24 protein-coding genes and 2 pseudogenes are annotated in these 25,473 nt (G+C 43.8%); 12 read left to right on the top strand and 14 right to left on the bottom strand.

The genetic code is table 11. The features are described from left to right. Positions 1-137 precede the first annotated feature (137 nt). Both F6K64_RS06745 and F6K64_RS06740 read right to left on the bottom strand, forming a co-directional pair. Entirely contained in the window at positions 138-824 is a 687-nt protein-coding gene (locus tag F6K64_RS06745; protein WP_287265231.1) for a molybdenum cofactor guanylyltransferase, read from the bottom strand. 7 nt (positions 825-831) lie between these two features. Beyond that, complete coding sequence (locus tag F6K64_RS06740) at positions 832-1,296, bottom strand: pentapeptide repeat-containing protein (RefSeq protein ID WP_008191720.1); 465 nt, start codon at positions 1,294-1,296, stop codon at positions 832-834. Positions 1,297-2,125: 829 nt separating this feature from the next. Here F6K64_RS06740 and F6K64_RS06735 point away from each other — a divergent pair. After that, positions 2,126-2,251, top strand: a complete 126-nt coding sequence (locus F6K64_RS06735) for a hypothetical protein (RefSeq protein WP_267873693.1) — start codon at positions 2,126-2,128, stop codon at positions 2,249-2,251. Positions 2,252-2,282: 31 nt separating this feature from the next. Beyond that, positions 2,283-2,471 carry a hypothetical protein gene (locus F6K64_RS06730; RefSeq protein ID WP_287255905.1) on the top strand — a complete coding sequence of 63 codons (189 nt, stop codon included), beginning with the start codon at positions 2,283-2,285 and terminating at the stop codon, positions 2,469-2,471. On the opposite strand, the pseudogene F6K64_RS06725 reads toward F6K64_RS06730, so the two are convergent. The 4 genes and pseudogenes from F6K64_RS06725 to F6K64_RS06710 all read right to left on the bottom strand — a co-directional run. Beyond that, positions 2,433-2,639, bottom strand: a pseudogene (locus F6K64_RS06725) (tetratricopeptide repeat protein); the annotation flags it as partial. The gene F6K64_RS06730 and the pseudogene F6K64_RS06725 sit on opposite strands and share 39 nt — an antisense overlap. Before the next feature lie 12 nt (positions 2,640-2,651). Further along, positions 2,652-5,123, bottom strand: a complete 2,472-nt coding sequence (locus tag F6K64_RS06720) for a tetratricopeptide repeat protein (RefSeq protein WP_287265115.1) — start codon at positions 5,121-5,123, stop codon at positions 2,652-2,654. Positions 5,124-5,137: 14 nt separating this feature from the next. Beyond that, positions 5,138-6,466: a P-loop NTPase family protein gene (locus F6K64_RS06715; protein ID WP_287265114.1), complete on the bottom strand. Its 1,329-nt coding sequence runs from the start codon at positions 6,464-6,466 to the stop codon at positions 5,138-5,140. Positions 6,467-6,615: 149 nt separating this feature from the next. Then, positions 6,616-6,846 carry a hypothetical protein gene (locus F6K64_RS06710; RefSeq protein ID WP_287265113.1) on the bottom strand — a complete coding sequence of 77 codons (231 nt, stop codon included), beginning with the start codon at positions 6,844-6,846 and terminating at the stop codon, positions 6,616-6,618. 82 nt (positions 6,847-6,928) lie between these two features. On the opposite strand from F6K64_RS06710, the gene F6K64_RS06705 reads away from it, so the two are divergent. Further along, entirely contained in the window at positions 6,929-7,234 is a 306-nt protein-coding gene (locus F6K64_RS06705) for a hypothetical protein (protein WP_131827025.1), read from the top strand. Here F6K64_RS06705 and mraW read toward each other — a convergent pair. Continuing rightward, positions 7,208-7,408 (bottom strand): 16S rRNA (cytosine(1402)-N(4))-methyltransferase, encoded by a 201-nt coding sequence (gene mraW, locus F6K64_RS06700; protein ID WP_071986993.1) that lies wholly within the window; start codon positions 7,406-7,408, stop codon positions 7,208-7,210. The two genes, F6K64_RS06705 and mraW, sit on opposite strands and share 27 nt — an antisense overlap. Before the next feature lie 3 nt (positions 7,409-7,411). On the opposite strand from mraW, the gene F6K64_RS06695 reads away from it, so the two are divergent. Together F6K64_RS06695 and F6K64_RS06690 are read left to right on the top strand one after the other, a co-directional pair. Beyond that, positions 7,412-7,588 (top strand): hypothetical protein, encoded by a 177-nt coding sequence (locus F6K64_RS06695; RefSeq protein ID WP_287252570.1) that lies wholly within the window; start codon positions 7,412-7,414, stop codon positions 7,586-7,588. A gap of 28 nt (positions 7,589-7,616) precedes the next feature. Beyond that, a complete protein-coding gene (locus F6K64_RS06690; RefSeq protein WP_008191731.1) occupies positions 7,617-9,152 on the top strand; it encodes a cytochrome P450 in 1,536 nt (511 codons plus the stop codon). Positions 9,153-9,157: 5 nt separating this feature from the next. On the opposite strand, the gene rsmH is transcribed toward F6K64_RS06690, so the two are convergent. After that, a complete protein-coding gene (gene rsmH / locus F6K64_RS06685) occupies positions 9,158-10,072 on the bottom strand; it encodes a 16S rRNA (cytosine(1402)-N(4))-methyltransferase RsmH (protein WP_287265111.1) in 915 nt (304 codons plus the stop codon). A gap of 449 nt (positions 10,073-10,521) precedes the next feature. Between rsmH and F6K64_RS06680 the strand changes: the two genes are divergently transcribed. The 4 genes and pseudogenes from F6K64_RS06680 (at position 10,522) to F6K64_RS06665 (ending at position 13,841) form a co-directional block, all read left to right on the top strand. Then, positions 10,522-10,842, top strand: coding sequence for a hypothetical protein (locus tag F6K64_RS06680; RefSeq protein ID WP_044495860.1), 321 nt, complete (start codon positions 10,522-10,524; stop codon positions 10,840-10,842). Positions 10,843-11,362: 520 nt separating this feature from the next. Next, a pseudogene (locus tag F6K64_RS06675) lies at positions 11,363-12,427 on the top strand (dynamin family protein); the annotation flags it as partial. 586 nt (positions 12,428-13,013) lie between these two features. Beyond that, the gene (locus F6K64_RS06670; protein WP_287252575.1) at positions 13,014-13,367 is read left to right on the top strand and encodes a hypothetical protein; all 354 of its coding nucleotides are present in this window, start codon (positions 13,014-13,016) and stop codon (positions 13,365-13,367) included. Between the two features lie 174 nt (positions 13,368-13,541). Continuing rightward, complete coding sequence (locus tag F6K64_RS06665) at positions 13,542-13,841, top strand: hypothetical protein (protein WP_287252577.1); 300 nt, start codon at positions 13,542-13,544, stop codon at positions 13,839-13,841. A 332-nt stretch (positions 13,842-14,173) separates the two neighbouring features. Here the strand turns inward: F6K64_RS06665 and F6K64_RS06660 are convergent, their stop codons facing one another. The 4 genes from F6K64_RS06660 to F6K64_RS06645 form a co-directional block, all read right to left on the bottom strand. Continuing rightward, the gene (locus F6K64_RS06660) at positions 14,174-14,944 is read right to left on the bottom strand and encodes an ABC transporter ATP-binding protein (protein WP_287265109.1); all 771 of its coding nucleotides are present in this window, start codon (positions 14,942-14,944) and stop codon (positions 14,174-14,176) included. A 1-nt stretch (position 14,945) separates the two neighbouring features. Continuing rightward, positions 14,946-15,170, bottom strand: coding sequence for a hypothetical protein (locus tag F6K64_RS06655; RefSeq protein WP_154659997.1), 225 nt, complete (start codon positions 15,168-15,170; stop codon positions 14,946-14,948). Positions 15,171-15,246: 76 nt separating this feature from the next. Beyond that, positions 15,247-16,086, bottom strand: coding sequence for an ABC transporter permease (locus F6K64_RS06650; protein WP_008191747.1), 840 nt, complete (start codon positions 16,084-16,086; stop codon positions 15,247-15,249). A 38-nt stretch (positions 16,087-16,124) separates the two neighbouring features. Beyond that, positions 16,125-17,186 (bottom strand): ABC transporter substrate-binding protein, encoded by a 1,062-nt coding sequence (locus F6K64_RS06645; protein ID WP_008191749.1) that lies wholly within the window; start codon positions 17,184-17,186, stop codon positions 16,125-16,127. 894 nt (positions 17,187-18,080) lie between these two features. Between F6K64_RS06645 and F6K64_RS06640 the strand changes: the two genes are divergently transcribed. Next, the gene (locus tag F6K64_RS06640; RefSeq protein ID WP_008191754.1) at positions 18,081-19,637 is read left to right on the top strand and encodes a hybrid sensor histidine kinase/response regulator; all 1,557 of its coding nucleotides are present in this window, start codon (positions 18,081-18,083) and stop codon (positions 19,635-19,637) included. Positions 19,638-20,084: 447 nt separating this feature from the next. Continuing rightward, entirely contained in the window at positions 20,085-20,228 is a 144-nt protein-coding gene (locus tag F6K64_RS06635) for a hypothetical protein (protein ID WP_287265108.1), read from the top strand. Between the two features lie 5 nt (positions 20,229-20,233). Here F6K64_RS06635 and ftsH2 read toward each other — a convergent pair whose 3' ends face one another. Both ftsH2 and cpcD/petH read right to left on the bottom strand, forming a co-directional pair. Further along, the gene (gene ftsH2 / locus F6K64_RS06630; protein WP_287265107.1) at positions 20,234-22,120 is read right to left on the bottom strand and encodes an ATP-dependent zinc metalloprotease FtsH2; all 1,887 of its coding nucleotides are present in this window, start codon (positions 22,118-22,120) and stop codon (positions 20,234-20,236) included. 480 nt (positions 22,121-22,600) lie between these two features. Then, positions 22,601-23,812 (bottom strand): bifunctional rod-capping linker CpcD/ferredoxin--NADP reductase PetH, encoded by a 1,212-nt coding sequence (gene cpcD/petH, locus F6K64_RS06625; RefSeq protein ID WP_287250785.1) that lies wholly within the window; start codon positions 23,810-23,812, stop codon positions 22,601-22,603. Positions 23,813-24,380: 568 nt separating this feature from the next. Here cpcD/petH and F6K64_RS06620 point away from each other — a divergent pair. After that, complete coding sequence (locus F6K64_RS06620; RefSeq protein ID WP_008179669.1) at positions 24,381-25,391, top strand: phosphoribulokinase; 1,011 nt, start codon at positions 24,381-24,383, stop codon at positions 25,389-25,391. Positions 25,392-25,473 lie beyond the last annotated feature (82 nt).

The following is a 25,473-nucleotide window of genomic DNA, read 5'->3' as shown; positions in this document are numbered from 1 at the left end:
AACAGATTTTTTTACCTATTCCGTTTTACCTGCTCCCTGCTCCGAAGTCCCTGCTCCCTAAAACCCAGGAATCTGTACCTCACCCAAATCAGAATTGCTATAAAACAACTAGGCATTTCGGGCCTTATCCGCACCCCTTAATCCTGTATTTCCAACTGTTCTAGGTCAGCAGGGGTATTGCAGTTAAAAAATATCCTAGTGTCACTGACTAGCAACTCCTGTACTGGATGCTGGGCCAACCAACGCTGAAATGACCTTCCCCCTTGATTGATAAACTCAGTGAGGCTCGGTAGACACTGGCGTCGGTAAAAACCGCACAGGGGTTCCCAGCCCTTGGGGTTTCGTGGCAATAGTGCGTTCGCGTAGCGTGACCGGTCAATCGCATTTTCCCGAGTCTGCTCCAACTGCTTGACCCAACCTTGCACAACCTCTGCTTTTAATTGGGGTAAATCACAAGCCAGTAACAGTACCCAATCTGTTTCAACATGAGCTAATCCTTGAGCAAATCCTACCAATGGACCATGAGGTGTGGTCTCTTCTGGTAACGGGACTTCCCGAATAACACGACAAGTCTCAGGTAAGATATCCACGTATCGTTCTGGCCAGGGAGTGACTATATAGACTTGACCTGAGACTTGACCTGAGACTTGACCCGAGACTTGACCAATACAGCTTAGGGCAACATCACACACTCTGCGCAGTAAGGGGACACCCTCGACCAGAATCAAAGCTTTATCCCTACCCATACGAGAACTTAGCCCTCCTGCAAGGACAATCCCTGAGAGAGCTAAGTGGTAATTGGGACTTGGTATAGCACTGCACATAGCTTGGTCAGGAACAGGCAAGCATTCCAGAACGTAGACTCGGAGACTCCTCAAAAAAGATTGCCCCTCGTCGCTTTAGGTCATCCTTGAGATCCTTACAAATTCCTGAGTTATCTCTAAACTGAGTATTGTCTATTCGACTACCAATCAGGTTGGCATTACTCAAGTTGGCACCACCTAGGTTAGCACGACTGAGGTCAGCACGACTCAGATAAGTACCCATCAAGTTGGCATCACTCAGGTTGGCATCACTGAGATCCGCACATCTGAGGTAGGCACGACTCAAATCAGCTCCGTTGAGCAAGGCACCGTTGAGATTGGCATCACTTAGGTCAGCTCTGCTTAAGTCAGCACCCCTTAAGTCAGCACCCCTTAAGTCAGCACCCCTTAAGTTGGCATCCTTCAGGTCAATTCTAAGTGAATTGTCAGTTGGCTCTAGAGAAACACCCTTCATTAGTTCAAGGAATTCCATTTACTACTCGAAATACACTCTGAAATACACTAATACCACTATTAAATGCTCACCACCATGATGGCATCAACCCCTTTGGTTGATCACTTAGATTTATTGTCGAATTAAATTACCTCAAATTCTAATGAAACACCAGTTTGTGTTTCACTAAATTGCTAATTTTTACGACATATGGCTGATTTTTTACCATATATGTCGTAGATTTATTTTTGAAATAGTTAGTGTTAACTATTTACTGGTTAACTATTTAGTGAATAACTAGTTACACTATATTTTATAGCCCTATCTGGTTTCACCAATTACCATACTGTAAAAATTTAATTAAGTAATTATTAAATGTGAAACCGGTAATATAGCAATCATAATCGATTTGTGAAAAATCCTGTGACTAATACCGTAAATCTGTTATCTAATATACCTTTTGGCAAAGTATTTAGGTAAGCCGTCAGCTGTCAGCTGTCAGCTGTCAGCTTAAAATAAACCTATGCAGGCCTATGGCCACGCTACGCGAACAGCTTGGCACAGACTTCGACGCTGATAGCACCTCAAGTAGCACTTCAAGTAGCGCATTAGCTGATAGCTGATAGCTTACGATAGGTTTTCACACTTCGTTACACAGTTAATGACAAATTGATACAAAAATATTTATTTTTTGACCAGAATTAAATATAATTAATTCAGTAGCGGAAAATATTAGGTTTAAACCTCTTTAACTCCGCCGCTTTTAACCCCGCAGGGTTGTTGCTTTTACGGTAATTGCCTGTCCGCTAAGGTAACAACCTTGTGGAATAATGCTGATAGTGCTCATAAATTAAAGGAGGAGAAGGATATGCGCGGTTGTTCCATGCTTCTAGCTCTTCTAGTGTTTGCTGGATTGTTGTATTTTATCGTCAATTCTGGTACCTTTGAAGGGTTGATGGACACCATAACACCCTCGGAACGGCAACTGGAATAGGCTATAGGGCTGGGCGCGGCGAGATGGGGAGATGGGGAGATGGGGAGATGGGAAGCAAGAGAATAGTTTATTTAAAATTGGTATTAGCGATGTTTCATTCCTTAAAGTTGTCAACACCATTACACCCATTGCTATAGCGTTTATCATAGTAATCAGGTATACAGAATTTTTTCCCTATTCCCTATTTCCGGCTCCCGACTCCCGACTCCCGATTCCCTAAAATCCCAGACTTGATATTAATCAACTGCTGAAACCGCTGATCTGAGCGAATGGTGTCAAAAGATGAATCAGTTTTTGCCATCTCTCGATATTCTTCAGGATTGAGATTAATGGCCTGTTGCAAGTTATCAAGGGCTAAGTCTACATTTCCTTGTAAGGCATAACAGCAGGCTTTGTGGTACTAAGCTTGGTGGTGATCGGGTTTAAGTTTCACAGCTTGGTCATAGGACTCAATCGCTGCTTCATTTTGTCCTAATTTCCTTAGGGCAATCCCCCGGTTATGCCAAGCTAGGTGGTAATCGGGTTTAATTTTCACAGCTTGGTCAAACGAATTAATCGCTGCTTCATTTCGTCCTAATGCCAATAAGGTAACCCCCCGGTTATACCAAGCTAGGTGGTAATCGGGTTTAATTTTCACAGCTTTATCATAGGATTTAATCGCTGCTTCATTTTGTCCTAATTTCCGTAGGGTAACCCCCCGGTTGTTCCAAGCTAGGTGGTAATTGGGTTTAATTTTCAAAGCTTTATCATAGGATTTAATCGCTGCTTTTTTTCGTCCTAAATCCGATAGAGCATTCCCCCTGTTATTCCAAGCTAGGTGGTAATCGGGTTTAATTTTCACAGCTTTATCATAGGATTTAATCGCTGCTTTATTTTGTCCTAATTTCCATAAAGCATTCCCCCGGTTGTACCAAGCTTCTTGGTCATCATGTTTAATTTTCAAAGCTTGGTCATAGGAATCGATGGCTTCTTCATTTCGTCCTAAATCCGATAAAGCATTCCCCCGGTTGTTCCAAGCTTGGTGGTCATCATGTTTAATTTTCAAAGCTTGGTCATAGGAATAGATCGCTGCTTTTTTTCGTCCTAAATTCAATAGAACAAGCCCCAGGTTATTCCAAGCTTGGTGGAGGTCGGGTTTAAATTTCAAAGCTTGGTTATAGGAATCGATGGCTTCTTCATTTCGTCCTAAATCTGATAAGGCAATCCCCCGGTTGTTCCAAGTTTTGTGGAAATCGGGTTTAAATTTCAAAGCTTGGTCATAGGAATCGATGGCTTCTTCATTTCGTCCTAAATCGGATAGGGCATTCCCCCGGTTGTACCAAGCTTCGTGTTCATCGGATTTAATTTTCAAAGCTTGGTCAAATGATTCAATCCCTGCTTCCAAATGTCCTAATTCGGATAGGGCAACCCCCCGGCTATTCCAAGCTTGGTGGAAATCCAGTTTAATTTTCAAAGCTTGTTCAAATGATTCAATCCCTGGTTTTAAATGTCCTAATTCGGATAGAGCAATACCCCGCTTGTAGCAAGCTTGGTGGAAATCAGATTTAATTTTCACAGCTTTGTCATAGGATTGAATCGCTGCTTTGTTTTTTCCTAAATCCAAAAGGGCATTCCCCCGCTTGTACCAAGCTTGGTGGAAATCAGATTTAATTCTCACAGCTTTGTCATAGGAATCGATGGCTTCTTCATTTCGTCCTAAATCCGATAGGGCATTCCCCCGCTTGTACCAAGCTTGGTGGAGATCCGGTTTAATTTTCAAAGCTTTGCCATAGGAATCAATCCCTGCTTCCAAACGTCCTAATACCGATAGGGCAACCCCCCGGCTGTACCAAGCGTGGTGATCATCGGGTTTAATTTCCAAAGCTTGGTCGAAGTTAGCGATCGCGTCTTCATATTCTTGGGCAGCAACCAGTAGCATTCCTAGTTCAACTAGTAAATCCGCTTGCTCTTCAGGAGTTTGATGCTCTGCTTCCAGCAGTTTTTCAATAGCGATAATTTCTTTACGTAAGTATTCAGGATTCAAAGACTGATTCTGACAGTCTTCTTGTTGACACTCCTCTGATTTGCTAGGAAAGTCAAACATACCAGAACGCCAGTCAAAAAAGTCGGGAGCGCGGTGGATAAAATAATTCAGGGAAAATGACCGTAAGAGAAACACAAAACAAATCTGAAAATCATCTCGAAACCGTTCTCTGTGTTGGTTGAGATGATTTAATATATGAGGAACCCCTTTCCAACTATAGGAATAAATTGCTTCGCTATCCCATCCCTGTTGACGTTTCGTCTCTTCATACTTATAAAACGAGTATTCTAGACCTTGGATAAATAAAACCTTGATGTCCTGACAGTCGGGGCGATCCTGAACAATGCCGTATAAATTATCAATCGGTTCCTCGAAGCGCAACACCTCTATTGTTTTCTGAGGCAAATCTTGCTTAACCTGCTTAACCAACTTCTCTGCTTCTACGGGAGAACAACGGACAAATAATAATCCGAAACCTCTACGCCTTCGGAGGGCACGGAGTAAGTCTTGGTATTGTTCTTCTGGACTCGCTGGAGGTAAATCCTCGTCCGCATCTGTAAAGTTTACCATTAGTTGTAAGGGAGCAGGGAGCAGGGAGTAGGGAGTAGGTTTTTTAAATTTGGGTCGGGAGTCGGGAATCGGGAATCGGAACCCACCCCTAACCCCTCCCAGGAGGGGAACGGGAATCGGGAATCGGGAGTGCGTAGGGTGCGTTAGGGGCGGACTTGCCCTTATTTTTGCCCTCGTAGCCAGGGTTGGGATAGTCCGCCCCGTAACGCACCATTTTTGGGCTAGCCCTGATTTTCCGCCTCTTCGTTCCTGGTTGAAACAGCCCGCCCGGTAACACACCCTAGGCAACTACCTTACGGCTGTGAGTCTAGTTGAGCATAGGCGTCTTGAAATTGCTTAATCCCTTTAATCAGGGGATGAACATCGTACCAACACTGTCTTTCTCCTTCGTCATCAAAGTATTGATACTCTAACAAACAGCGATTAAATAATAACTGACGATACTGGTCATTATTGTGTATCTGCTTGGAGCGGTAAACATCCGCTAAAATTGACCATTGTCCATCCTGAACCGTTCGGCGATAGGTATCTCGTGCATCAGTAATGGATCGTTGCACTGCTCTGAGGGAAATTGGTAAGGTTTCGGTGCGAGCAATGGCGGTTTGGATTAATAATAGCAAATTCCGCACATGACCTCCACTCATAAGACACAAGCGCTCTAAGGCTTCTGGACTTTCAAATATATCGGTTTCTAGGGAGCGAGTGGGAGCAAATTGGCCGACTCGCTTGCTAATCACTTCTTTAACTTTATTGAATCCAGGCTGATAGAGGTTACCCTCTTTAGTTCGCACCATAATCATCGGTAACACCTGGGCATCACCATAGATGTCTCGCAAATCATTAGTTCGCTTGGAGTACAGCATGGAAATCGGAACTGTGTAGACAATATGGCACTTTAATCCTTTTAATTGTTCACTACGGTCTAAAAAAATTTCTTCATGATTCGTTTGGTTACTCTCTTGGATAACTGGCACAATCCGGTCTAAATTATCCGCAATCACTGCTAATTTAGTACATCCAGCTGGTAAGTTTTCTTTGGCTTCTGTAATAAACTGATTCAACGCCTTTAGTAGAGTAACCGTGTGGGGATTAATTTTCTGTCGAATCTGTTGACGCAAGGTTGGTACAGCTCTTAAATTAGCAGTTAGCTTGCCATACTGAGAAATTTTTGCTTCTGCACTTAGTCCATCAAATGCTATTTCAGTTAGAGCCAAATCTTTTAACTCTTGCCAGCGGCTTTCCAGCCAGTTCAGCAACGGCCTGGGATTAGCACTATCCTTGAGGTCTTCGAGCAAATGGCGAGTACAGGCCAGCAGAATATCGGTATATTGAGTATCTTCGGAATCCACATCTTCTTCATCAGCGGCAAAATACACCACATAAAAGTTATTTTGTTCCAAATATTGCTTCAATCGGAACAATTCTGTAGATTTTCCTGCCCCCCGATGACCTCCATATAAATGATAGGTCTCTCGCTTAGAAAGCAACATCTCTTTCCCTAAATCCACCTGGATCTCTCCATCCCCCCGCACTTCCCGACAATCGACATAAACCGGGTCCCCTGCCGGTAACGGTTGGGAGGGGTCAAAGGCATTGTAGAGGTTTTCCAGTAAATCAGTCATAGAGTGAAGGGAATAGGGAATAGGGAATAGGGAGTAGGGAGTAGGGAGAATTGATAAGATTTGACGCTTTCAGTACTGAAATTGATTGTTATCACGTCCGTTATTAAGTTTTTTTGTACTCGTGCCAGATCTTTAGTATCAGTAGTAGTTTAACTGGAGGGACTGCGGAGATGGTGTAATCGGATCACAAGGCTAGGTCGCTGCATCGCTTTTATCATACTGTTTGCCTCAATTCTTCTGCCCGATTCCCGATTCCCGATTCCCGATTCCTGATTCCCGATTCCCAATTCCCGATTCCCGTTCCCCTCCTGGGAGGGGTTAGGGGTGGGTTCCGACTCCCGATTCCCGACTCCCGATTCCCGATTCCCGATTCCCCACAACTGCCGCTAAGTCTAATCCCTAAACATCAGGAATTTAGAGCAATCGAGCTGTATTAAGTTTTAGATTCACAAAAAGCTCACGATGATGAAACCAGTTAAATCCATGAATGAACTAGTAGAACGGGTATCTAAAGATCCAGAACTTGCGGAAGAAATCAAAAGAGACCCAGTGGAAACTATCCGTAGACTTGGTCCACCTCTAGAAACAGACCGTTGGATTTACCGGATTGTGGTCACTGCTTTGGGCGGTACCATGCTGGTAACTGTTACAGGTGCCATCGGACTAGCTGTGGCGGGTAAAGATGTGCCTGATATCCTGGTGGGGATTGGCACGGGTTCCTTGGGTTCCTTGGCTGGACTATTAGCACCTGCCCCATCCCGAGATTAGAGCCCTAAGTGGGTCAGTGTTGAGTGCTGCGGAACGAGCACGAGGGTTAAACTGGATTTCGTCAGCTTGTGCTACAGTTGGCTTTTTAGTTAGCACTCGCAATAGTGAGCAATTCTTTGACAAATCCCGAAATTTGTGCTTAACAATCCGGTCTTCCAAATTTAGGGGGAACATAAGATGCGTTCGCTTTTAGCGGAAGCTGAGGCCTTTGGCCACGCTTTGCGTTCGCGTAGCGTCGGCTTTGCCGAAACGCTTCATCGCGTAGCGTGGCCCAAAGGCCAAGGCCAATCGTATTCCCTAACTCAGTGGTTGTGTGAATATCAGGGCTTTAACTCGGTAGTAGAATTTAGCTAGCAGTGTAAAAGTCAGGAGAACCTTGAGCATGTTCGAGCATTCATGGACAATTTTAGCTTTCCTTGTAGGAACAGGGATCAGCCTTCTCCTGTGGCGTTGGCAACAACGCCAGCTAGCTTTGAGCTCGATATATGCTCTGCCATCACCCAAGGGGAAATGGCTCACAGGTAACGCCATGGAACTTCTTGCCGCTGCAAAACAAGGAACCTATTCTCTGAGAATCTTTCGATGGATGCAGCAATACGGCTCCATGATTTTGCTACGGATCTTCACCAGACCGATGGTGATGGTGGCAAAGCCCCAACTGATTGAAAGCATTTTGACAGAGGGGCAAACTAAGGGGATATTTACCCGCAGTCCATCCTTTTATCACGCCTACAAAGATGTGTTTGGCGTACATATCGGAAACCAGGTTGGTGAAGCTTGGAAGTGGCGTCGCCAAACCGCAGCACCAGCTTTCCGAGCCAGTCGATTCACTCAAAAGTTCGATCTCATCCGTCAGGGGTGTCAGCAAGTCATCACACAACTTCAAAGCTCGGCTCAAACAGGCAAAGAGGTTCAAGTTGATCCCTTATTTGTGGACTTGACCATGAATATCATTGCCTACTTTTTCCTAGGTGTTACCTTTGATAAAACCTCAAACTTTGCAGGGGAACCCTCCTTCGATGCCAACCGCCTGTATGCAGCTCTTGCACTTCTCGAAAAACATGTACTTTTGCAGACCGCAGGTCGCAGTCGATGGTTTAAGTTTCTCCCTACGTCAGAAGGGCGAGAATACCGACAGGCTCAAGATTATTTACAACAGAATTTAAAACCTCGGGTCGCGATGGCGTTGCAAGTGGCCAGGGCTTCTGAGGCCGAATCCCCATCAGTCAGTTCGTCATTTCGGGATTCGATGTTGGTTCAATTTGCTAAAAACCCCCAGCATGACCAAGACTCCCTAATGGCCGAGACCCGAGCCTTTATCTTTGCAGGTCATGACACTACGGCTCATACTATGTCCTTTGCAGTCGGGGAGTTGGGGCTTAATCCTGGAGTCTTTCAGGCCGCACAACAGGCTGTGGATCAAGCCTGGGAGAAGGAAGGGGAGCTAAATCTTTCTACTTTGAAACATTTAGACTATATAGAAGCTGTGGTCAAGGAAACCTTACGACTCCACCCAGTGGCCACCGGAATCCCCCTAGTCACGACCCAAGAGACAGAACTGGATGGGGTCAAGATGCCGAAAAATGTAAGCGTCGAACCTTTTTTCTGGGCTGCGGGACAGGATCCTGAGATGTTTCCAAAACCGGAAGAATTTCGTCCAGAACGATGGCTGCAAAAGGAAACTGACCAACAGCCACTCCCCCTCCTGTTTGGATTTTCCCGAGGATCTCATTTTTGTGTAGGCGCACCTCTAGCACTTTTAGAAGCAACGGTGATGTTGTCTTTACTCCTGCGTCATTTTAACTGGGAACTCGTCAATGGCCGAGATTCTCTAGAAGATGTTAATCAGTATTTGACAGTATTTCCCCGCGATCGCATGCCAATTCGTTTAGTGTCGAGAAGTGAATCCATAGCTTAGACTTGTCACTCTTGAGTGCTCAGCTCTAGTCGCTCTGCGAATCTGAGTTTAGCGGAGCGAGCACGAGGGTTATGCTGGATTTCTTCAGCTTGTGCTACAGTTGGCTTTTTAGTTAGCACCCGCAATAGTGAGCAATTAGTTGACAACTCCCGGAATTTGTGCTTAACAATCCGGTCTTCCAAACTGTGAAAACTGATAATTCCAAGTCTTCCCCCTGGTTTCAGCCAATGGGGGGCAATGTCGAGAAAGCTTTCGAGGCTCTCAAGTTCCTGGTTGACCACAATCCGTAGGGCTTGAAACACCCGAGTCGCTGGGTGAATCCTGCCATAGCGGTATTTCGGGGGAACACAAGATGCGATCGCATTGGCTAATTCAGTGGTTGTCTGAAACGGACGCTTCTCCACAATCCGCCGTGCCATCCGCCGGGATAACCGTTCTTCCCCATACTTATAAAAAACATCCGCTAACCGTACCTCACCCCAATTATTAATAATATCCTTTGCCGTCAGAGACTGGCTCTGGTCCATCCGCATATCTAACTGAGCAGCATGGCGAAAACTAAAGCCTCGCTCTGGTAAATCTAGCTGAGCTGAACTGACGCCTAAATCCGCAATAATACCATCAAATACCCTATCATTAGGCTGATATTCGGCAAAATTTCCCTGCCAGAAATTAACTCTTCCGTTATAACTGGCTAACCTGGTCTTGGCGGCTGCGATCGCATTAGCATCCCGGTCAATAGCTGTAACTTCCACATCCGGTGCTGCTGCTAAAATTAACTCAGTGTGTCCACCACCACCCACAGTGGCATCTAAGTAATGACCACCAGGGCAGATAGCTAGTCCCTCAATTAATTCCTGACTCAATACGGACACATGGAAAAAGGGTGTTGTATTGGCCTGTAATGGTTCAGTTTCCATGTGATTCAAGCAATCCTAAGTATGTCCTGAGGAGATTAGACCTCCTGCTGTTAATCAGACCAGATTGTCCGGGAACTCTATAACTGTAACCTATCAACTGTAACCTCTCTAGTTGTGAATAGTGACAAGTCTTACTCAGCACTATATTGAAAGGAGGTTTTATAGCACTATGCATTCAGATGTGTGACATTTTTAAACTCTGAAACTTAGTCATAGGTTACTTCTGACTTCTGACTTCTGACTTCTGACTTCTGACTTGCGCGTAGCGCTATAGTAACAACTATAGCCTTGATCATACTTATGAGCTATATTGACTCAATTTAGAATTGCTATAGTAGCTAAAGACTAATCATAAAGGTACCCCTGTGGCTACTGTCAAGCCATTAAAGAAGCATCAGACTAGATTTGTCAGTCAACCAGTAAATTTGCAGTCAACTAAGGAAAAACCGATGAATTCCAAAGAAGAAAAAGCTAAAGACCTTGAGCTTCGAGAACGAGAACTCCAGCAACGGGAGCGAGACCTTAGACTCCGGGAAATTGAAACGGACATTTATCAAGAAGAACTACAATTTAATCAAACCCATAAGCATCAAAAAAATGAAGGTAAACTAAAAAAGTGGGGCAGAAAGCTAGCTAGATTCGGTAAATTCTTAGCCGTTGTCATTGCTGTTGTTGTAACCATTAGAGTCGCTTATTGGCTTGCTCTAGTCATGATAGTTGGAGGAATTGCCTGGTTAGGGTACGAAATTTTTTGGAAAGATGATGAATGAATTACAAAAGCCAAAGGCAATAAGGTTAAATTTATAAATTGCCAATACCAAAATAGTTCAACATCAACTAAATAAATAGTATTATAATTAATTTTTACAATAAATAGTTGGTAAAATATATAGGAATGCTAAATTAATTAATTGTGATAATTTTTGTTCCCTACTCCCTACTCCCTACTCCCTACCTCACTTGGGTAGGTTTTTTACTTTGGGGCGAGTACGTACTTTCATTTCCGTTTAAATCCCTCAAAATATGTATTATCTTATACTTTAATTGCCGAGATAATTCGACCCATCTCCCCATTTCCCCATTTCCCTTCGATGCTTTCTGACCAAATCTCTAAATACAAAAAAACTCCCCCTCTCTCCTCTTCTCTCCTCTTCTCTCCTCTTCTCTATGGGTGCATCTCAGTTTTGCAATTAGGCAAAAATTCGGGAGAAAATTCCCACACTCCCCGCGCCCCCGCCCCGCGCCCGGGCCCCACACTTCCGATCTTTTTTACAAATATGAGATGCACCCTTAGCCCGTCAAGGGAGTAACCATGTTCATGAAGCTATTGAACGTCGCATCCCCTTGCTAGAGCAAGATTTAAATGAATTGAAGGAACGGATTAGTTCCGTTGAACCAGAATTTAATAAACTCAAGGATATTGGTGAGCAATTCAAGGATGAAATTAAAACAGTTCGTGATAATAAAGCGAAAGCGATCGCAGATTCCTTTCGTACCTATGTTTTAAATTTAGGAAATACCTTTGAGTCAGATTTTTTACACTATCAACCTGAACTAAGATTTATGGATTTCTTGAGTACAGGGAAACGAGAAGCCTTTGAATCAGAGTTGAGACAAGGATTTGAACGGTATATTAATGATAAATTGTCAGAGTGGAGTAAGACCGCTGAAAAAGAGATGGATGCTGCCTTTGCTCAGCTATCTCGCAGTGCAGTCACCTACGGTGCTTCTTATACTAAAGTCACGGATAAAATTAATCAAAAATTAACCGGACAAACCGTAAGACCTGTCAGCAGCTACACCACAGAAGATAACGCTCCCGCTTGGGCAAAATGGGCAGCAGGATTATTTTCCTTAGCTAGGGGTAATATAGCAGGAGTCGCCATGGCTGGAGCTGGTTTCGATTGGAAAAATATTGTACTGAATTTCATCACAGTTATGGGAATTGGTGCCATCATTACCACTGTTTCTGGGATTGCTCTCGGACCAGTGGGTCTAGCGTTGTTAGGATTAGGAGTTGGAGTCGTGCAAGCCGATCAAGCTCGTAAGGAATTGGTGAAAGCAGCTAGAAAAGAGTTGGTGAAATATTTGCCTGAGGTAGCACAAGAGCAATGGCAACCGATTTATGATGCTATCAAAGAATGTTTTGATATGTATGAGCAGGAAGTAACTGAGCGGATGGATGATGATATTAAAGCTCGCAAAGCTGAATTAGATAATTTAATTAAGCAAAAAGAATCTCGTGAAATTAATCGGGAGCAAGAATTAGCTCGCTTGAACCAGTTAGAGGCTGATGTCGCCTCCCAAGCCCAGAAGGTTGAGACCGCTTATCATAATTTTGTGAATGCGATTTAAGCATTCAGCCGTGAGCTAAAAGCTCACGCTACGCGAACAGCCGTCAGTGGTCAGTAGTCAGTGGTCAGTGGTCAGTGGTCAGCCCTTGGCCAATGGCCACTCAAGTAGCGTGGGTAGCCCATAAGTTGAAAGTTGAAAGTTGAAAGTTGAAAGTTGAAAGTTGAAAGTTGAATGCTTAATGCTGAATGCTGAATGCTGAATGCTTAATGCTGAATGCTTACAATGCGATCGCTTAACCTTCTACTATCGATTCCCCAAGACTAATTATTAGTCTTGGATTTTCCTTAATTTAAGCAAAAATCATAACAGTTGAAGGTTGACAGTTAACAGTTAATTGTCAACCTTCAACTTTAAATTTTAAACTTTAAATAAAATAACCTTCAACCTTGGCCTTTCGGCCACGCTACGCCAACAACCTTCAACTCCCTGCTCCCTACTCCCTACTCCCTACTCCCTACTCCCTACTCCCTACTCCCTAATCCCTGTTCCCTATTCCCTTTACTATATACAATTTTCAACGCCAAACTGGCGAAACATTTTTGGAAGTAATAGTAATAATAATAAAACACCTTAAGCAGACATAAAAATGAAAATTGAAGATTTAGAGTTTACGGAACAAACAACAACCGAGACAGACCAGATTAAAGGAGCAATTGTTCCACTGCTCGCATCAGCTGGAATTGGTGCTGCATCAGGAGCAGCGTTTCAGGTCGCATCCAACGCTATTACTAGTAAACCCCTAGGTGATGGTGTTTTCCAAGCAGCAGCAGGAGGTGCAGTTACAGGAATTATTAGTCCAGTTTCTACCATTTGGAAACCGATAAAATTGGCTCAACCATGGATACAAGGCTATCGACGAGGCATTGATCCAAAGTCAGTTTGGCGTCCGATTGTCGGTGGAGGTGCTGGTGGATTACTCCATGGAGCCTTAAGTCGTTAAGGGGTTTTGTCAGTATTTTTGTGTCTGCAGGGTGTGATTATTCGTCAGTCAAAAGGTCAAAATTTAGTAAGGGTGTATAGCTGTGCGCCCTTACAACTTTCTACCAATACCTTTTGGTAATAGGTATTGGCTAAAAAAAACTAAGGTAAGATGGGAGCATCAGGAGTAGATATCATGTCATTTGGGAAAAGGTTATTACAAAGGTTATTGCGAAGATTATTAATTGGAGGAACTGCAGGATTGCTTGTGGTAGTGTTATTAGATATTTTGGCTTACCCTCTGTATCATCAAGAACCAACTTCTCTAAATTGGTTTGAGCAAACGTTGATTAAAGTAGATTATCAATCAGCAGCACTACAGGAAGACATGGCTACTTATTTAGTAATCGCAGTACAGGATGGGATTCGGCTAATGATTGCAGTATGTCTATCCCTGACTCTAGTTGAAACTGTGCTGATCAAAAGGAAAGGTTGATTATTATTTAGTTTTTCAAGGGAACAGGGAACAGGGAACAGGGAACAGGGAACAGGGAACAGGGAACAGGGAACAGGAAACAGGGAGTAAGCTGGTCTTGATTTAAATTCTATTGTTATCAGAGCAGGGGAGCAGGGGAGAGGATTTTTAGTTTTTTTGTAAGCATTCAGCCGTCAGCTGTCATACCAAATCCGGAAAGCAAAAAAAGGATTAGGATTAGGGTCAAACAACCGTAGAGTAAGACGAAGAGAAATATTTTTTACTGTCTGTACTAACCGGATTTGATATCAGCCGTTGGCTGATAGCTGATAGCTGATGGCTGATGGCTTAGATCAAATGCGCAAAGCCTGAATTACCTGCCGTTTCAATTCCACAAATTCCAGGGTTAGCTTTGTATCCAGAGTACGAACAGTGGGCAAATCAATCATAATCTTATCCTGGATACAACCTGGATCAGCTCCCATCACATAGATACGCTCGGATAAGAACACCGCTTCTTCCACATCATGGGTAATCATCAAAACCGTAATATGGGTCTTCTGCCAAAGTCCAAGAAAGAATTCCTGCAATTCCTCCTTAGTTTGGGCATCTAAGGCTCCAAAAGGCTCATCCATCAACAGCACTTCCGGTTCATTAGCCAACGCTCGTGCGATCGCAACTCGCTGTTTCATACCCCCTGACAGCTGTTTGGGGTAGGCATTAGCAAAGCGGGTTAGACCGATTACATCCAAATAGTAAGCAATCCGTTCTTGGGATTCCCCCTTAGGCAATTGTTGTAACCTCAGACCAAAACCGATATTATCAGCAATGGTTAGCCAGGGAAATAGGGTATAGTTCTGAAAGACCATGCCCCGATCCCGACCAGGACCTAAAACCACCTCACCATCTACCTTTACCTGTCCTTTGGAAGGAGGAATTAGTCCAGCGATAATGTTGAGCAAGGTTGATTTGCCGCAGCCAGACGGTCCAACTATACACACAAATTCATTTGCTTCAAGATTGAGATTAATATCCTTTAGCACTACCAATTCTTCCCGTCGCTGGCGAAAACTTTTGGAAATATCACACACCTGTAGCTTAGGCAAATTGTGATCATTGGTCATTTTAAAAGGGTGCATCTGATATTTGTAAAAAAGAAGGGGAAGTGTGGGAATCGGGAATCGGGAATCGGGAATCGGGAATCGGGAATCGGGAATCGGGAATCGGGAATCGGGAATCGGGAATCGGGAATCGGGAATCGGGAATCGGGAAAATATCTGAAGCTATCAGCTGAATGCTTACCCTTGGCCAAAAGGCCACGCTACGCGAACAACGTTCAACATTCAACATTCAACATTCAACATTCAAGCTGATTAAACCTTGGCCAAAAGGCCACGCTACGCGAACAACCTTAAAGCTTAAACCTTTAACGCTCAACAAATTGCTCCGACCAAGGAACAGTTAATCGAAAAAGCCACCTAAACGCAAAATCCAGCATCAACCCAATCAATCCAATCACTAAAATACAAAAGAGCACTTTATCTGTCTCTAGGAATCGTTGAAAATAGATAATCTTGAAGCCCAAACCATTTTCAGCAGCAATTAATTCCGCAATCACCAGAAAATTCCAGGCACCAGCAACATTAACCCGCATCGTATCAATAATATTTGGTAGAGTTGCTGGTAGAATCACTCGAAATAATACATCAACCCGATTCGCCCCCAAGGTGTAAGCCACATTCAGCATTTCATCAGGGATAAACTTGACAGCATCAGCAATCATTATGGCGTTGTAGAAGACAATTCCTAAGAAAATAATTAGGATCTTTGCGGTTTCACCTAACCCTGCCCACAGAACAATTAGGGGCATAAACGCCGCCACTGGCATATAGCGTACAATACCGACAATCGTACCAAACAAGCTCTCCATGCTGTAGAATGTCCCCATGGCAATGCCAATGGGAATACCAACTACTGCGGCAAACAAAAAACCAACTAGCACACGGGTAAAACTGGCGATAATATCAGTCAGTAACTGCTCTTCTGTCAACATTTTCCAGCCAGCTTTCAGGACAACCATCGGACTTGGCAAGAATCTTGGGTCTACTAATTCTTCATAGCTTAGGACGATCCAAACTAGCAGGGGTACTACTAAGGCAATGATGGTGAGAAAGATACTGAGCCAGCCAGGAAAGCCCTGACGGATACTCCAAAATACGGATGGTCGTAGGTAACGTTTGCGGGGAGAAGATATAGGTTGTGGCACAGGGGTCTTAAGTGACAGCAAATTTAGGTAATGTTTCTCTACAATGTTTCTAAAGCGGCTTTGACAAATTTGGGTTCCAGGAATTGCTCCATATCAGGAATAGTATCAATCTTGCCTTGGTTTGCCAAAAATCTCGCCACATCCATCAACGGCGACCGTAAGTAGGAATCACTCTGCTTATTTCCTAGCATCTCCAGATTGGCACGAGCGTCTGGGATACTAATGCCTTTTAGATCAGCAGCTAGGGCATCCGGCTTAATTTTCAACTCCTTAGCTGCGATCGCTAACCCTTCCGATGGATATTGATTGAGAAACCCTAGTCCTTTGAAAACCCCTTTGACAAAGGCTTCCACCGCCTCTGGGTTAGCTTCGATATACTCAGTGGCAAACAGATAAACATCCGTAATCGCTGTTGGTATTTGGGACGAGTCATAGATAATGCGTCCATCAGGTTGAGCCAAGTTAGCCTGTTTTAGGAATGGTGCATAGGTAACAGCAATGTCCACATTCCCCACCTGGTAAGCTGCTGCTGCTCCGGCTGGATCCACATTCACCAAGGTAACATCAGCTTCACTCAACCCAACTGCTGTGAGTACTTTTAGTAGAAAGAAATGGCTAACTGCCCCTTTTTCAACAGCAATCTTCTTACCCTTAAAGTCCTTAATGCTACTAATACTGTTGCGGGCTAAGATGCCATCCCCACCAACGGAGTTATCCTCTACCAAAACAATGCGATAGTCTTTGCCCTTAGTTGCCAATAAGACTGCTTCAGAAGTTACAGGAGCAATAGCATCCAGTTTTCCTGCTAAAAAGCCAGAGATATAATCGGGATTATAGCCAAAGGTTTTCAGGTCAACCCTTAGCCCCAGTTCCTGAAAGAAGCCTTTTTTGAGCGCAATCAAAAGAGGAGTCAAACCAATCCAAGTGGTCACCCCTAGAGAGAAAGACATCGATGGGCTGGGCTTAGCATCACCCAAGTCATTGCCAGAAGATGTTTGCTTTGGGGGAGTACATGCCCCCAGGATAAAGGTGCTGGATGCAAAGATTAGCCATTGCAGAGTTTGACGCCTTGACAACAAGTTGAGTCTTTCTAGAACCATATCATCTTCCGTTATATCCGTTACATGGGTTAACCCATCCGTTTCCAGTTAACTTTTCCCTGAAGACGGTATATAAAATAACATTTTTTTAGATTTTTGGGGTGAGGGGTTGCACCCCTCATTATTTGTGTTATATTTAGATCAGTAGATGCACCCTGATGATTAAGAGAGCCGCAGTTGTGACTCTCTTATTTTTTTTTAGGGTCAGAGGGGCAGAGTGGGAAGAAGCAGACCAGAGGAAAAAAATTTGGTGTGTGCCTCACTAAAATTTGGGTAGGCTATGCATTGGCTTAAGTTGACTATTGCTAGTCCACAGTCAACAGTCCACAGTCAACAGTCCACACTTTGAGTAATTTCTTCTAGATCTTAATTGACTGCAAGCTCAAAAAAATCCCCAACAATACGGTTTTAGCAACTAGAGATGATCCAGGAAGATAAAGCAGGGGACTTTTAAACCTTCTCAAACTACTATCTGATTTGATTCGTCAAATAAATTGTTCCTGTGAGCATCATCCTTGTGCAGGTAAGATGCCTGTGCTAAGGTTGACAACTATAGTAATGTTTATCAATATATTTACAAGTCCGTTAGGTTATTGCGTCAGTTAACAATGCTGAAATTGAGGTTTAATAACCATTTGTTTATTATTTTAATTTTAAATTAATACCTTAATTAAATCCAAAACTAGTGAGAGGATATCTGAAAAGTTTTTTGATATTGAATTTTGCCCCCCTGACCCCCCAACTTTGGGGGAAGAGTCCATTTGCTTCTAAAAGTCCCCCAGAATTGGGGGATTTAGGGGGCTTGGATGTAGCAAATGAGACTTCTCAGACAACCTCTGAGATAAACCGTTATTAACGCTTACTATAATAACAGTATAAACTAGCTTAAATATGATGAATACTGAACAAAACAATGCTCCTATAATCCTGGTCGCCGATGATGATAAACAAACCCGGATAATGCTGCGTACAATTATGGAAAATGAGGGATATAACGTCGAAGATGTAGGAGATGGGCAGCAGTGTCTGGCAGCTTATACTGAGCTAAAACCCGATATAGTCTTGCTGGATGCTATGATGCCAGTGATGGATGGGTTTATGTGTTGCGCCCAAATCCAAAAGCTACTTAAAAATGAATCAACACCAGTATTAATGATTACTGGACTTAATGACCAAGCTTCCGTTGATTGGGCATTTCAAGTCGGAGCAACGGATTATATAACTAAACCCATCCAACCATCAGTTCTAAGGAAGCGTGTCCGTCGTCTGATCGAAGCTAATCGAGCAGAAAAAACCTTACGGGAGAGGGAGAAACAATATCGTTCTGTGGTAGAAAGTGTTAAAGAAGTGTTTTTTCAAATCGATGCCACTGGACACTGGATATTTCTCAATTCCGCCTGGACTACTTTCACTGGCTTTACTGTAGAAGAAAGTCTAGGGAAAAATTGCCTAAAATTTATTGATCCTGATGATCAGGAACGTTATCAACAATTGTGGCAGTCTCTAGTCAACGGTGAAAAGGATTCCTTTAAACATGAAATAAGATATGTTACCAAAACAGGGAAGTGCCGCTGGGGGGAGATTAATATTCATTCAAGCTTGATGATTGATGGTGTGGTTACCGGTTTTTCTGGTATGCTACAAGACACCACTGAACTTAGAAAAGCTCAAGCTTTAGAAAAAGAGAAAATCAAATTGGAAGCGGATATCCAAGAACGAGAACGTCGCTCAGAAATCATTCGTAAATCCCTAGAACAGGAAAAAGAACTCAGTGAACTTAAATCTCGGGTTATTAGTACGATATCTCATGAGTTTCGTACTCCAATGATGATGATTCAATCGTCTACCGAATTGCTAGCTAAGTACAGTGAGAAATTGTCAGAAGATAAAAGACTGAAACATTTTCAACAAATTGGATGGGCAGTTGAACACATGAATCAACTCCTGACCAATGTGATTTTCCTAGATAAAACTGAATCAGGGGAACTTGATTGTCATCCTGAATACTTGAATCTAGAGAAACTATGCCAAAAAATTATTAATAATTTACAGGTTACTTTAAGTAGTGACTATAAAATAGATTTTTCTACTCAGAGTAATTCTAGTCAAGTTAATTTAGATGAACAGTTAGTTGGACAAATTTTGACTAATATACTATCTAATGCGGTTAAATATTCTCCCCAAGGAGGCATCATTAAGTTTGACGTATTTTGTCAGCCAGAAGAAGCAATTTTAACTATTCGGGATTCAGGGATTGGTATTCCGTCAAAAGAAAAGCAACGAGTGTTTGACTCTTTCTATCGAGCCACTAATGTTGGTGCTATAAAAGGAACAGGATTAGGTCTGGCTATTGCTAAAAAATGTGTTGAATTGCATCGGGGTAAGATTAACCTGGACAGCGAAGTTGGTGTGGGAACAAAGTTTCAAGTAATCTTGCCATATTTGGATTAATCAATATAGCGGTTTTAAATTGGGTGAGGTAGTTTAGTAAAGGGAACAGCGGATCTGGGAACAGCGGATCTGGGAACAGGGAATAGAGAGCAAGGGGAAGAAAATTGGCGTTGCTGATTATGCGTATGGTTTTGCCCCCTTAGCCCCCCAATTCTGGGGGGAACAAAACTATCAAAGTCCCCCAGAATTGGGGGATTTAGGGGGCTTTAATAAAACCAAATGATCGCACATTCATTCCTTAATTCAGCAACGCCAGAAAATTCGCTATACTTGATTGCTCAAGAAAACCGCTATATTCAATGAACAAAATTACAACAATCCCCGACTTCTGAACAAGCCGGGGAAGCATAGTAGGTATTGGCATGGGTTCGATGCCCACTCAACTACCAATTAAATTTTGCTGTAGCCTTAACCATTAGATCCTCTAAAATCAGATCAACAGGCTGTTTGTTAAGGATTCACGGTCAACCTTGGCCTTTCGGCCACGCTACGCGAACAACCTTCAACCTTGGCCTTTCGGCCACGCTACGCGAACAACCTTCAACCTTAAACCTTCAACCTTCAACCTTCTTCAACCTTCAACCTTCTTGAAGCCCTTATAACTGAGGTACATACTGTGGCTTCTCAGGCACATCGGTGTACTCAGCTACAATTTGACGGAACTCCTCACCATCAATAGTTTCTTTCTCAATCAACAGATCCACCAATCGGTCAACCGCATCTCGATTATCTCGAATGATATCTCGTGCTTCTTGATGGCAATGTTCCACAATTTGACGAACTTGCTGATCAATCCGAGCAGCAACCTCTTCAGAATACTCTGCCCTAGACATTAATCCGGCACCGAGAAAGACTTCTCCCTCTTGGCTTTCCAAGGACAGAGAACCTAAGTCACTCATGCCGTAGCGAGTTACCATTTGCCGTGCGATTCCAGTCAATTGCTGCAAATCACCACCGGCACCAGTAGTGACTTCCGCATCACCGAATACTTCTTCTTCCGCAGCTCGACCGCCTAACGCTCCAGTAATGCGAGCCAAAAGCTGAGATCTGGTAATTAAACCTTGCTCTTCACTAGGAGTAAACCAGGTTAGACCTTGAGCTTGTCCCCGGGGAATCAGGGTAACTTTCTGTACGGGGTCGTGATCCTTGACTAGGGTACCAATAATAGCGTGACCAACTTCATGATAAGCAATCAATCGCTTGTTCTTGCTATCTACCAGGGGAGTACCTTCCATCCCAGCCACTACCCGGTCAACCGCATCATTGATTTCCAGCATTGTAATCGCTTCTTTGCGACGGCGAGCAGTCAGGATAGCAGCTTCATTGAGCAGGTTGGATAAATCAGCACCAGTGAATCCAGGGGTCCGTCTTGCGATCACTTCAATGGAAATTTCTGAAGCCAGTTTTTTATCCCGAGCATGGACTTCCAAAATCTTAATCCGCCCTTTCAGGTCTGGGGGATCCACCATCACCTGGCGGTCAAAGCGTCCGGGACGTAACAGAGCTGTATCCAGCACATCCGCACGGTTAGTAGCCGCAATCACGATAATGCCGGTGTTTCCTTCAAACCCGTCCATTTCCGTCAGCAATTGGTTTAGGGTTTGCTCCCGTTCATCGTTACCACCACCAATTCCAGCTCCCCGTTGCCGTCCTACCGCATCAATTTCATCGATAAATATCAAGCAAGGGGCATTTTCCTTAGCTTTTTTGAACAAGTCACGAACCCTAGAGGCACCAACACCCACGAACATTTCCACGAATTCGGAACCAGAGATGCTAAAGAAAGGCACTCCTGCTTCACCAGCGATCGCTTTAGCTAAGAGGGTTTTACCAGTTCCAGGAGGACCGACGAGCAGCACCCCTTTAGGTATTCGTGCTCCGACAGCGGTAAACCGTTCCGGTTGCTTGAGGAATGTAACTACTTCTTCGAGTTCCTCTTTCGCTTCTTCGATACCGGCGACATCATCAAACAGGACCCCAGTTTTCGCTTCCATCATGAACCGCGCCCGGGATTTCCCGAAATTCATCGCTTGACCAGGACCACCATTCATGTTGCTGGAGCGACGGAATAGGAAAAATAATCCTGCAATCAAGAGAATCGGAAAAATTAAATTCCCCAGCAGTCCCCAAATTGCCCCATCATTGCGAGCGGGATGGGATGTCAGAGCAACATTAGACTCTCTAAGCTTAGAAATCAGTTCCGGCGCACTAATTGGCAGATCTACTCGCAGCCGTTGTAAGCGGTTATCAAGATCCACATCCACAGCTTCTACAATCGCTGTGCGACCACTATCATAGAGGTCAACACTAGTGACTCTACCGGAATCAATATAGTCCAAGAAGCGACCATAGGTCATGCGAGTACTGGCGGTATTACTACCCATATTCCCGGTAGTACTGGCAAATGTTCCCTGCCAAAAGAAAAAACCAATGACTAGGGCAGGTAATGTCCAGAGTAGGAGTATTCTCCAAGAAAATTTCATGTTTTATTCGCCTCTATTACTGGTAACGAATGCTGGTATCACCCTGTTAGGGAGGATCTGATTACAAAGCAAATCAAGATCAAAAATCGATTCAATACCCTAAAACCGTTTGCCTATAGTATTAGAACTTACGAAGTTTAGTTGGTTTTGCCCCCCTGCCCCCCAATTTTGGGGGGTAATGATGTCAAAGTACCCCAGAATTGGGGGATTTAGGGGGCACTTGCGTAATTCCTGAGTATTTTTGTATTTTTGGTCAATACCTTTGAGGGGTATTGCCACATAACTCGTGATAACACAAGTTATTGTAACGTTATTTTAACTAAATTTAACATAAATCTCATTCTGTGAGCAAGGTAGTTAGAATCAACTCAAATAAACAGTAGCGCGCCTGTGTCCCTCAGCCCTATGGCCAAAAGAAACAGACGCGCTAGTTTGCTCTAAATCCTCCTTTTGGAGGATTTACTTTATACCAGCCGTAACCTAGTAGGTTTCAACGTGCCAGCGATGTGCTTTCTTCATTTGCTGTCTGTATGTAGTCCAATCTACATCCTCCTTAGCAGCTGCAGCAGTCAAAGCCTCATCAATACCACCTTCCATACCTTTTAATCCGCAGATGTAGGTATGGGTGTTTGGTTGCTGCATCAGCTTCCACAACTCGTCAGCATGTTCCGCCACCCTGTGCTGGATATACATCTTGCCCCCTTCAGAATTCTTCTGCTCACGGCTAATGGCATAGGTGAGGCGGAAGTTATCTGGGTTATTCTGCTGCATTTCTTCTAAATCATCTTTGTAGAGGATGTTAGGGGTAGTAGAAATACCAAAGATCAGCCAAGCCAAGCCCTTGAACTTGTAATCTTCGTGCTGCTCTTTAAACATCCGCCATAGGAAAGCGCGGAATGGTGCAATACCAGTGCCCGTTGCCATCATGATGATATTGGCATTGGGGTCCGATGGCAGCAACATCTCCTTACCGACCGGTCCAGTGATTTTAACATCATCCCCTGGATTCATATTGCACAGGAAAGTAGAGCAAACACCGTTTACGGTTTCCCCAGTTTCCGGATGTTTGTACTGCAGCTGTCTGACACACAGGGATACTGTCTTATCATCCAGGTCATCGCCGTGACGAGTAGAAGCAATGGAGTACAGACGAAGCTTGTGGGGTTTGCCTTTGTCATCAGTACCCTCGGGAATAATACCAATACTTTGACCTTCGAGATACCGCAGATCACCTCCAGAAAGGTCAAATTTGAGGTGACGGCAATTACCAATACCCCCTTCCCGGACTAGTTGTTCGTTTGATATACACTTACCAATGAAGGGGTTTTTGGGTCGATAGGTATTGACAGGGATATCATCTTTGGCCTTTTTGGGTTTCGCTTGAGTCATAGGCTTAGTTGTGTTTTCTGACTGGGTAGGCTTAGTTGTGTTTTCTGACTGGGTAGGTTGTGTTTGAGCCACTGACCCATTAGCGGCACTACTGGATAAAGGTTTAATGCTTACAATCTTCCCTCCCATGCGAGCAATACGCTGCATTTCCTGCTTCATGCGGTTATAGGGCACCGTCAACAAAACTGTGCCACTCTGACGAATCGGTCCATTTTGACGAAGACCGACTACCTCATAAAGGTAAGTGCGACTACCAAATTCTGTAACAGTGCTGGAATTAGTAGACTCGCTAGGACTGTACATTGCTTCTATTGCTCCAAACCAAACTGACTATGTATTGCTAACTATGTATTGCTAAGACTTGCCTTGGCACCACAAACAGACTCACGGTCGATGGGTGAGCGGCTAGCTAGTAATAACCCCGAATAATGCCTTATTAGCGTAACATTGTAAAGCTATGCCCAGTAATGTTTTTGGTTTATCAGGGAGAGAATTAGTGTAGAGGCACTGGTAGGCACTACTCTCAAGTTACATGATCAGTAACTCAAAAACTGTAAATCCTGAGTCAGTTTAATTTTTTCTTTAAAAAATGCCCAACAAACCTTAGCATAAGTACTAAGCGAGGTAATGCTACTGACAATCAGCCTTGTATAAGCAATCTGGTTTTGGTAGAATCCACTATGAGCAGCTAGTAGTAAATACTTAAGCAGAGCTTGGCTTTGGTCTTCCCTAGTGGTTAGTACTTAAGCGAGTGGATTTATGGTGGCATGTTATCAAGCACCACTATAAGCGTGTGTCAGATTGCTCCCAGGCTTGGGCTTTGGCTTACTGAAAACTGATTTGAGAATATGTTTTACGTTAGAGGGAAGATATGACCACAGATCTGGAGAGGGTGGTAGTTATAGGAGTTGCTGGAGACTCAGGATGCGGGAAATCAACGTTTCTGAAGCGTTTGACCGACCTATTTGGCCAGGAGTTCATGACGGTGATTTGTCTGGATGACTATCACAGTCTGGATCGCAAACAGCGCAAAGAAAAAAGGGTTACTGCCCTTAATCCTAAAGCAAATAACTTTGACTTGATGTATGAGCAAATCAAAGCGCTAAAAGAAGGTCGGGGCATAGACAAACCTATTTACAACCATGAGACCGGTGAAATTGATCCACCAGAACGGGTTGAGCCAAATAAAGTCATAGTCATTGAAGGTCTGCACCCTCTTTATGATGAGCGGGTGCGTGAGCTGGTTGACTTCGGCGTTTACCTAGACATTAGCGATGAAGTCAAAATCCAATGGAAAATCCAGCGGGACATGGCAGAACGGGGCCACCGTTATGAGGATATCCTAGCGTCGATTGAAGCTAGACGTCCAGACTTTGAAGCTTACATTGAAGTCCAGAAGCAATACGCTGATGTGGTCATTCAAATCTTTCCCACACAGCTGCTTCAGGGAGAGGCAGCTAAGGAAAGCAATCTACTGCGGGTGCGCCTACTTCAGAAGGAAGGGGTGGAAAACTTCGACCCAGTTTATCTGTTTGATGAAGGGTCAACCATCGACTGGAGACCTTGTGGTCGCAAGCTAACCTGTGCTTATCCTGGTCTGAAAATGTACTATGGGCCAGACAGCTACATGGGTAACGAAGTCTCTGTACTAGAGGTAGATGGTCAGTTCGATAACCTAGAGGAGATGATTTACATCGAAAGTCACCTCAGCAAGACCTCAACCAAGTACTATGGAGAGATGACCGAGTTATTGCTCAAGCACACCGATTATCCTGGCTCTAACAACGGTTCTGGGTTGTTCCAGGTTCTCGTTGGTCTGAAGATGCGGTCAACTTATGAAAGCTTAGTATCTGGTGAAGCCAAAGTAGCAGCCAAGGTGTAGTATGGTCTACAGGAGCTGATGGATAAATGTTTGCGTGACTCCAATTCCATCAGCTTCCTCAGACGGAACAAACCGAATCAGA

It is taken from the genome of Moorena sp. SIO3A2 (assembly GCF_010672265.1).
Taxonomy (GTDB): Bacteria; Cyanobacteriota; Cyanobacteriia; order Cyanobacteriales; family Coleofasciculaceae; genus Moorena; species Moorena producens.
This window is presented reverse-complemented; position numbering and strand designations above follow the sequence as displayed.